Source organism: Desulfosporosinus sp. BICA1-9, assembly GCF_000802135.1.
In genome coordinates, this window is record NZ_JUEE01000113.1 from 1 (window position 1) to 9,860 (window position 9,860).

6 protein-coding genes and 1 rRNA gene are annotated in these 9,860 nt (G+C 42.5%); 5 read left to right on the forward strand and 2 right to left on the reverse strand.

What is annotated here, in order from left to right; translation table 11 throughout:
- Nucleotides 1-124: 124 nt before the first annotated feature.
- A 5S ribosomal RNA gene (gene rrf, locus JL57_RS14150) occupies nt 125-240 on the forward strand.
- A gap of 689 nt (nt 241-929) precedes the next feature.
- On the opposite strand, the gene JL57_RS14155 is transcribed toward rrf, so the two are convergent.
- The gene (locus tag JL57_RS14155; protein ID WP_291300091.1) at nt 930-2,012 is read right to left on the reverse strand and encodes a BMP family protein; all 1,083 of its coding nucleotides are present in this window, start codon (nt 2,010-2,012) and stop codon (nt 930-932) included.
- A 602-nt stretch (nt 2,013-2,614) separates the two neighbouring features.
- Between JL57_RS14155 and JL57_RS14160 the strand changes: the two genes are divergently transcribed.
- Nucleotides 2,615-4,324 (forward strand): long-chain fatty acid--CoA ligase, encoded by a 1,710-nt coding sequence (locus JL57_RS14160; RefSeq protein WP_034142686.1) that lies wholly within the window; start codon nt 2,615-2,617, stop codon nt 4,322-4,324.
- A gap of 98 nt (nt 4,325-4,422) precedes the next feature.
- Here JL57_RS14160 and JL57_RS34440 read toward each other — a convergent pair whose 3' ends face one another.
- On the reverse strand, nt 4,423-4,563 hold the full coding sequence (locus tag JL57_RS34440; RefSeq protein ID WP_291300092.1) for a hypothetical protein: 141 nt from the start codon (nt 4,561-4,563) through the stop codon (nt 4,423-4,425).
- A 331-nt stretch (nt 4,564-4,894) separates the two neighbouring features.
- Between JL57_RS34440 and nrdR the strand changes: the two genes are divergently transcribed.
- From nrdR to JL57_RS14175, 3 genes are all read left to right on the forward strand, one after another.
- Nucleotides 4,895-5,362, forward strand: coding sequence for a transcriptional regulator NrdR (gene nrdR / locus JL57_RS14165; RefSeq protein WP_034142687.1), 468 nt, complete (start codon nt 4,895-4,897; stop codon nt 5,360-5,362).
- Nucleotides 5,363-5,406: 44 nt separating this feature from the next.
- Nucleotides 5,407-8,898 carry an LAGLIDADG family homing endonuclease gene (locus JL57_RS14170; RefSeq protein WP_034142688.1) on the forward strand — a complete coding sequence of 1,164 codons (3,492 nt, stop codon included), beginning with the start codon at nt 5,407-5,409 and terminating at the stop codon, nt 8,896-8,898.
- A gap of 590 nt (nt 8,899-9,488) precedes the next feature.
- On the forward strand, nt 9,489-9,860 hold a 372-nt coding region (locus JL57_RS14175), incomplete at its 3' end, for a DUF4277 domain-containing protein (protein ID WP_034142689.1).

Below are 9,860 nucleotides of genomic sequence, written 5' to 3' on the forward strand. Positions count from 1 at the left end.
ACTAGATAATAGACTCTGTGCAGTTTTGAGAGAACAGCGATAAGATAACTCCTTATTTCTTGTTTTCGAAGAAAACAATTCGAGTTCGAACCACGAACATCGTATTTCGAACATCGAGTAGGCATCTGGTGATCATGCCGGAGGGGTTCCACCCGTTCCCATATCGAACACGGAAGTTAAGACCTCCAGGGCCGATGATACTTGGGGCATAGCCCCTGGGAAAGTAGGTCATCGCCAGGTAACAAGCGAAAAACTATCTCTAACGAGGTAGTTTTTCTGTGTTTTGTAATACTGAAAAGATTGTGGACATCTGGGTCACAGGGTTCCACCCGTTCGGATCCACATTGCTGGAGTTTGCGTCACGAGTCGCAATGTGGCGAAAGGCTCGTCCGCCTTTCGTCACGCAGCAGGAGAATTCGTCACAGGACGCAGTGTGGCGAAAGGCTCCCCTTCGCCACGAAGTATTCCTTTGGGGTGGGTGGCTCGGCGATACTCTCCACCGGAGACTATCGTGCCTTTCGTTCCAGGGCCGATGATACTTGGGGCATAGCCCCTGGGAAAGTAGGATCCACACGGCAGGAGCATTCGTCTTGGGACGCCGTGTGGCGTTAGGCTCACCTTCGCCACGAAGTGTTTCTTTGGGGAGGGTGACTCGGCGATAATCTCCACTGGAGACTATCGTGCCTAACGTATCTTAGGTAAACAAGCAAAAGACTACCTCTAACGAGGTAGTCTTTTGCTTGTTATCTCAAGTATCAAACATCGAATGGAAGCCGGGGTTCCACCCGTTCGGGATCCACACTGCTGGAGAGTGCCTTATATGTCGTCGTGTGGCGAAAGGCTCGTCCGCCTTTCGTCACACGGCAGGAGTCTTCGTTATAAGTCGCAGTGTGGATTCTACTTCCCAGGGGATATGCCCCAAGTATCTGTTACTTGCCTAAATTTGACTTGAACGATTGATCTACGAATTCACCTGTCGCAGGATAGAATTCTTTGCCTTCATAAGTTGTTTTAATCTTAATCTCTCCACTTATGAGCTTACCATTTAACTCATTGATTTTGGCTTTAACTTCATTTGGAACATCTTCTGCCATTGTGAGTTTTACAACATCAGATTCCTTCAAACCGATTTCAATGACTTGATTCGCTTGCCACTTACCGTTAATAAAGTCATTGACTGAATTGAAGATTGCCACGCTGGAATCTGCGACAGCAGAGCCGATGAATTGTTTATCCACTTGTGTCCAGTCTGAAACGTTTCCTATATGCCTCACTTTGCCTTCGTTATTTTTGATTTCATTAATAACGCCGGTTCTCCCTGCATTAAGCATAGTATAGATGATATCTGCGTTATTTTTAATTTCCGCTTCTGCTGCTTTCCTGTTAATTTCTAAATCGTCTAGGTTTCCAGTAAACCAAGTTAAAAATTTTGCGTCAGGATTTACATATTTTAGACCATCATAGAAGGCTGCTCTACCTAATAAGCCTGGTGTAGGCCATGCACCTGAGATATGCCCTACAACATTAGTTTTTGTAGTCAAACCTGCAAGAGCACCTGCTAACCATGCTGACTGCTCCTGTTTGACAACGTAACTGGAGAGATTATCACCTTTGACATTACCTTGGATCACGACAAATTTTATGTTCGGGAATTCCTTACTGACCGTCTTTGCGGGTTCGTTACATTGCCCACCATGTCCGATAATCATATTCGCATCTTTTTTTGCTAATTCTCGCATAGCCTCAGTCAGAACATCCTTATCCGATGTAGCAGACACATCAGATACATATGAAACTTCAACAGGCAAAGTGTCTTTGATTTTAGAGTAGCCTCTGTACGCAGCTTCCATAAAACCATTGTCATTGTGCTTACCAGGAATCAATATCGATACTTTTGGTTTCTCTTGCTTTTGGGTCTGGTCACCTGAAGGTTTTGAAGGAGCACATCCAACGATTAAAGACGCCACAAGAGCAAATATCAATGGAAATTTCAAAGTCTTAACTCTAAACATTTGTTTAAGCCTCCCTAAGTTATATTACTTTGGACTTTAATATTTTACTACAATATGATGATTATCGAATTTTGTCAAGAATAATTGTCGCAAATTCACGAATTTTAGCATGAACTAGGATTATTATTATTCTATCTTTCCGATTGAGCTTATAGCTTTTACATAGTTGGATCGAAAGTAAATCCCAGCTTTCTTTCGTTACTTGCGAACGGGTGGATCCCCGATGGCTCGGCGATACTCTCCACTGAAGACTATCGTGCCTAACGTATCTTAATATGGAAAAAGTTATCAATTGGACAAGGTATCTCTTGGCTAGGAATATCTGATCTTTAGCATCTAACTTACACATAGACGAAATTACAAAGAACTGTAGTTTGATTAGTGTCAGAGGATTGTAACCAAAACAACCATTGCTCAAGTGCGGGTTGATTTAGTTATAGTGTGATTAAAAAATTGAATAAAGAAAAGTACAAATATAATTTTTAACTGAATAATATAAATATATAGAAAATTAAGATATTTATATATTAATCTATCTATAAGTGTGTTAAAATATGTTAAATATGAATGAGTAAACATTCATATTAGAGGAGGATGAATGCATGGCAGAAGGTTTAGGTGAGAGATCTTGGTATCGATTTTATGAGCAGAATATTCCGAGACAATTAGAGATCCCAGAGCAAACTCTGCTGGGAATGTTTAAGGAGACCGAGCAGAAATATCCTAATAACCCAGCGTTAATCTTTGCAGGTAAGACAACCTCGTACAGCGAGATGAATATTCAAGTTGAACGTTTGGCCAAAGAGTTAGTCCAGAGAGGAGTAAAAAAAGGGGATCGCATCTCAATATATATGCCCAATAGTTCTAACTGGGTAGTCGCGTTCTTTGCTATTCAAAGGATAGGGGCTATAGTGGTGCAGACGAACCCCCTTTACGTGGAAAGTGAATTAAAAGCACTTTTGCAAGATGCTGGGGCCATCGGAATTGTTTCAATTCCACAACTTTTGCCTCGTATCACGCCGATCCAAGCTGAAGTAGGGCTAAAAATAATCGCGTTAGACTGGGTGAGTGCATTTTCTGGACTTAAAGGCTTAGGTTTAGACGATAATCCCGTATTTATGGATATTGAGGAGGTTGTAGCCAACACAAGCTTGGATAATCTAGAGCCTCCGGCAATGGAAAGCAAATCAGACGAAGTTGCTGTTTTGCAATATACAGGGGGTACGACTGGAGCACCTAAAGGGGTCATGTTAACCCACCATAATCTTGTTGCCAATGCTATGCAGGCTTGGGGATGGATATCCGGTACCGAGGGTGAGGAAAGAGTTTTAACAGTATTACCCCTATTTCACATATACGCATTGACAGCTTGTATGAACATAGCAATTATTTCCGGAGGAGCCATGATCATTTTACCGAGGTTTGATATTGATGCTGTGCTTCAACATATCAACGATTATCAACCCACATTCTTTCCAGGAGCGCCGACCATGTATGTTGCAGTTATTAATCATCCGCGGATTAAGGAATATAAAGTTTCGTCTATTCGCTGTTGCCTAAGTGGATCAGCTCCGCTTCCCAAGGAAGTGGCGCTTCGTTTCGGAGAATTAACGGGTGGCAGGTTAGTTGAGGCATATGGTTTATCGGAAGCATCACCAGCCACCCACTTAAATCCAATATTCCATGCCCGAGTGGGTTCAATTGGAGTTCCAGCTCCCAACACAGATGCTAAAATTATGGATTTGGAGACGGGAGAAAAAGAACTACAACCGGGAGAGATTGGTGAATTGGTGGTTAAAGGGGACCAAGTCATGTTAGGCTATTGGCAAAAAACTGAGGAGACGGCGGCCACTCTGAAAGATGGCTGGCTCTACACCGGCGATATTGCTCATAGGGATGAGGACGGGTTCTTCTATATTGTTGATCGGAAGAAGGATATGATCATTTCGGGCGGATATAATGTCTATCCACGTGATGTGGAAGAGGTACTGTATGCGCACCCCGCAGTGAGAGAAGCAGTGTGTGCTGGAATTTCTGATCCATATTGGGGAGAAATGGTGAAAGCATATATCGTTTTAAAAGAAGGAATAAGCACTACAGAAGAAGAGATCATGACCTATTGTAAGGATAAGCTGGCGGCATTTAAAATTCCTAAGAAAGTTGAATTTCGAGAGGCCTTGCCCAAGACTGCTATCGGTAAAGTATTACGCAGATTCTTAGTAGAAGAAGAGAGAGAAAAAGCTTTACTTCAAGCAAAATCTGCTGCTGAAGCGCAGGTGGCTGTAGCCACGGAGGAGACTGTGACCGCATAAACTTAATAATTCCTTAGTAGCATCCGATTTGCTTGCCCTGATACAAAAGGAGACATTACTTCAATTACTATGAAGTGATGTCTCCTTTTATGGTCATGCTATTTCTTTGACCGTAAGGCTTCTTCTTTTGAAAGCCCATGGCCGTCTCTAGAATCCATACTTGGTTGATCTTCCGGACGAGATGGAATTGGTTTTGTATTGGGATTAGGGTTTTTTTCTGTGGGGAATTTTTTAATCACGATTATGTCACTTCCTTCTTCAGATAATATTATTTAAGGTTACAATAGTTAGTCTGCCCCTTTTGAGTTCAATTGATGAATGACAGATGAGCGATAGAGTCACTAATGTTGACTTGGATTTTTGATGGATATAGCTTGCACATTCCGAAAAATAGGCAGTGAAGTTGAACTTACTCCTGTGGAAGTGGGTCTTAGAATTAGACAGAGAGATAATGAACAGAAAGCGGCGTTGGAGAGAGGTGCGAGGCAAATTAATGTCCAACTGGGGTGTTGACACACTACATATAGTATGGTTTAATTTAAAGCATACTATATGTAGTGGGGTGAAATTGTGCACTGTCCTTTTTGCGGAAACGTGGAAACGAAAGTTTCTGACTCCCGGCAAGTTGATGAAGGAACTACTGTCCGTAGGCGCAGAGAATGTGATCACTGTTTGCGTCGGTTCACCACATTTGAAAAATTTGAGGATTCTCCGCTCGTTGTTGTAAAAAAAGAAGGTCGACGAGAGGAATTTTCACGTTCTAAAATGTTGGCTGGCATGCTTAGGGCTTGTGAAAAACGACCAATTTCTAGAGACCAAATTGAGGATGTGGCTTACGGGATTGAAAAAACTCTCCGCAATAGCCACGAGCGTGAGGTGTCGAGTGCCGAGGTGGGAGAAGCTGTCTTGGAACACCTCTTTAGTTTGGACGAAGTAGCCTACATACGTTTTGCCTCCGTCTATCGTCAGTTTCGAGATATACAACGTTTTATGGAAGAGCTAAAAGATCTTATCGAAAAGCGCAAAACTTCCGAGTAGAAAAGCTAGTTAAAAGAGTTAATAAGGAAAGTTGGGGATTCGAGTTGAGTTTCGAGGGACAAGCACCAAAAACCTGGATCAAGGCTAATTTGACGTCTAATGCACGTGTTGTATTGGGAAAACGGTATCTTAAACAAATTGATGGAAAAGTTGTAGAATCTGCAGAAGACATGATTTACAGAGTAGCTAGTGTGGTTGCAGAGATTGAAGAGACTCAATATGGCAAGGGGAAAAAAGAAACCCAAGCCTTAGCTAAAGAATTTTACACCATGATGGCGAACCTGGAGTTCATGCCAAACTCGCCTACACTGATGAATGCCGGTCGAGATCTTGGTCAATTAAGTGCCTGCTTTGTTTTGCCGATTGAAGATAGCATGGAGAAAATTTTTGATGCGATTAAAAACGCAGCAATTATTCATAAATCTGGTGGAGGGACTGGTTTCAGCTTTTCACGTTTACGCCCCAAGAATAGCATGGTCCGATCAACCGGTGGAGTGGCATCTGGTCCTATTTCTTTTATGAAAGTTTTTAATTCTGCCACGGAAGCAGTTAAGCAAGGCGGTACCCGACGGGGAGCTAATATGGGAATTCTTCGTGTCGATCATCCGGATATTATAGATTTCATTCAGTGCAAAGAAGATAACAAAGAAATTACCAACTTTAATATATCTGTCGGAATTACGGAAGAATTTATGCTAGCCGTTCGAGAAGGGCGTCCTTATGATCTCATAGACCCCCACACGGGCAGTCCAGTCGGACAATTATCTGCGCCAGAGGTCTTTAATAAAATTGTGGATCATGCTTGGCAAAATGGAGAACCTGGAATTGTCTTTCTCGATCGCTTAAATAAGGGAAATCCTACCCCGCTGCAAGGAGAGATTGAAGCCACGAATCCTTGTGTAACGGGAGATACTTGGATTCTTACAGACCATGGCCCAGCACAAGTCAAAACGGTTTTAGGTCAGGATTTAAAGCTAGCATTAAATGGAGAATACTATCAAACGAGTTCAAAAGGGTTCTTTTCAACCGGGACTAAACAAGTTCTAAACATCAAGACTGACCGCGGCTATGAGATTAAAGTAACCAGTGATCATCTAGTTCGGGTTGCGGCGAAAGTGACCCGAGAGCAGATCACTGAGGAGTGGAAACCTGCTGGTGAATTAAAACAAGGGGATCAAATCCTTCTTTCAAATAATCGGGGACTTAACTGGTCTGGCAAGGGGAGTTTCGAAGAAGGTTACCTTTTAGGCTTACTATTAGGAGATGGGACGTTAAAAGAAGAAGGTGGAATCATCTCTGTATGGGGAGAAAATCAGGAAGCGGAGTCCATGATAGAAGCTGCAGAGAAGGCTGCTTCTTCCTTGCGACATCGTAGTGATTTTCAAGGCTTCCAAAAGGTAATCAGTGATAGAAGCGAACATCGGATGAAGTTAGCATCCTTGCGCGATTTGGCAGGAGAATTTGGCATTTTTCCAAAGGAAAAAAAGCTAACTGAGGATCTGGAAAGAACAAGTTCTGAGTTCCATAGAGGATTGTTAAGAGGTCTTTTTGATACGGATGGGACCGTAGTCGGTTCTCAGGACAAGGGAGTTTCCGTTAGGTTATGGCAAAAGGACCCTGTGGCGCTTCAGATAGTTCAGCGGATGTTGAATCGTTTAGGCATGGCTTCTACGATTTACAGGGATCGCAAAGCTTCTGGATATAAATCTATGCCGGACGGTAAGGGCGGTCATCAGGACTATGAGGTTCAGCCAGGGCATGAACTTTCGATATCCCAAGATAATTTAACTGTTTTCTCAGAAATAATTGGATTTAGTAACAACAAAAAAATGCAAACCCTTAAAGAGCGCTTAGAGGGGTATCAACGATCTATAAATAGAGAACGCTTTCTGGCTAGTGTGACCGAATGTCTCCCAGCAGGAGAGATGGAGGTTTATGATGCTCAAGTTCCAGGGGTGAACGCTTTCGATGCCAACGGAGTTTATGTGCATAATTGTGGAGAGCAACCATTGCTCCCAAATGAAGCCTGCAACTTGGGCTCGATCAATTTGAAACTAATGGTCATCGAAAAAGACGGAAAAATGGTAATCAACTGGGAACGTTTGAGTCAGGTGACACGATTATCGGTTCGCTTCCTTGACAACGTAATTGATGCTAATCAGTACCCGCTACCAATTATTGATGAAGTAGTGAAAGGAAATCGAAAAATCGGACTAGGCGTCATGGGATTTGCAGATATGCTGATTTTACTTCAGACCTCGTATGCTACTGAAGAGGCAGTCGAATATGCAGAAAAGGTTATGAAATTTATTCAAACCGAAGCCCGTATTGAATCTCAGCGATTAGCTGAAGAACGGGGAGCTTTTCCAAATTATGAGGGCTCTATTTATGACGGGGTGATGAAGCTCAGGAATGCTACTCTGACAACCATAGCTCCTACCGGAACCATTTCTATGATTTGTGCCGCTTCGAGTGGGGTAGAACCGCTGTTTGCAGTTGCCTACACTAAAACGGTGATGGATGGAACAGCTTTAGTAGAAGTAAATCCGCTCTTTGAAGCGTTTGCTAAAGAGTTTGGTTTCTACTCCCAAGAACTCACGCAAAAGATTGCAGAAATTGGGACAGTCCTAGGGTTACCTGAAGTCCCAAACTGGGTACAAGAAGTGTTTACCACGGCCCAAGAGATTGCGCCTGAATGGCATATCCGAATTCAGGCAGCGTTCCAGAAATATACGGATAATGCGGTCTCTAAAACGATCAACTTTGCTAACTCTGCGACACGAGACGAAATTACTGAAGCGTATCGATTGGCGGATGAACTAAACTGCAAAGGATTAACGGTCTATCGTGATGGTAGTCGAGAAGAACAGGTGCTTTCTACGGGTACCATAGCCGCACAAACCCAGGATGATAAGACGAAAGACCAAGGGGTCTCGGAACAATGGTCTGTTCCCAAAATACCGTTTATTCCTGAGGTGAACACGGTCGTTCCTCGGCCAAGACCGACTACGACTATAGGCGTTACGGAGAAAATAAAAATCGGGTGCGGAAATCTATATGTAAGTGTTAATGCGGACGAAAAAGGAATTTGTGAAGTTTTTACAAATACCGGTCGTGCAGGAGGATGTTCATCTCAATCCGAGGCAACAGCTCGGTTGATCTCCATAACCCTACGTTCAGGATTATCCGTTGATGCAATTACTGAACAGATCAAAGGTATTCGCTGCCCAGCCTGTATGCGCCGTGAAGGGGTTAATGTCACATCTTGCCCTGATGCCATTGCTCGAGTGATTAGGAAATATAACGAGGTAGGAATAAACTTTACTAAAGGTCACATAGGCACGCAACAACAAGTGCCAGCGACTGAAAAGCCCGAAGCTGTCGGGCGAGGGAAATCCGCGACAGAAAAGGTAGTTGTTAAAAAAGCCCATGCCAATGTTGCTCCAGAAAATGCTTGCCCAGAGTGTGGCATGTCGATCAACCATGAAAGCGGTTGTGTTGTTTGTACGCACTGTGGTTACTCGAAGTGTGGGTAAGGGTATTTGTTTATCCAGAATAAAGTTGTTAAAAAGGAAATAAAGATGTTAAATTAGGGAATAAAGTTATTAAAAAACTTAGGTCTTTGTTTCAGGAGTTCAATATTAATAAGGTTAGTGTTGTTCACTAATAATAAAGTCTGTCACTGAATAATAAAGTCTGATACTATTGGACGATGATATTAGCCACTTGGAAAAATTATAATGATCTGGACTAACCAAAATGCATCTTAGCCAATAACTGAAATATTACGGTTATTGGCTTCTTTTTTTTATTAATGTCTTTGTTGCCATTTTATCCCATATTCGGCACTCACCCAATAACTCACTGATATTTTCTGGCGCACCTTATGTAAAACATGAAACAAGGTCAATGAACACGGTTTATCAATCTATGCAATTAAGACTAAAAACCAAACTTTTTATGAGCGCCTGCCGCAACAAACGGTATTTATCGTTTGTAAATCAAGAGCCAACATATGGGCTCTTACTCAATGAGTGGTAAATTTGGATTTTTAGTACTGGACAAACAACCTTCCGTCAATTATGATGAGATTAAAAGTCTACCTTTGGGTGGGAGGTGTCTCATCATGGCAAAAAAATCTAAAAAACAAAAAGCAAGACCAAAACGCAGTCGAAAGCCTGTCAAAAGGAAATATGTTCATGGAGTAGAGGAACAAAGGCACACTATTCCGCTAATCTTAGCACTGGCCAACAAGATATTAGAGACGATAGGCTTCGTGGATTTCATCAATGAATCTGTGGAGTGGGATGATGAACAGTGCAAAGTCACACCGGGTCACTTGGCGAAAGCAGTCATTCTGGCTACCTTTTTTGATATACGCGCACCTTTGAGTCTTATCAAAGACCGGTTCCGTGGGATTGATACAGAGTTTTTCTTTGGAGAAGGTATCACCCCTAAGGATTTGAATGACTATGCCATCGGTCGAACTCTCGACAAA

Coding starts and splice junctions, on each gene's coding strand:
- JL57_RS14155 (WP_291300091.1), bottom strand. CDS start 2,012: ATGTTTAGAGTTAAGACTTTGAAATTTCCATTGATATTTGCTCTTGTG.
- JL57_RS14160 (WP_034142686.1), top strand. CDS start 2,615: ATGGCAGAAGGTTTAGGTGAGAGATCTTGGTATCGATTTTATGAGCAG.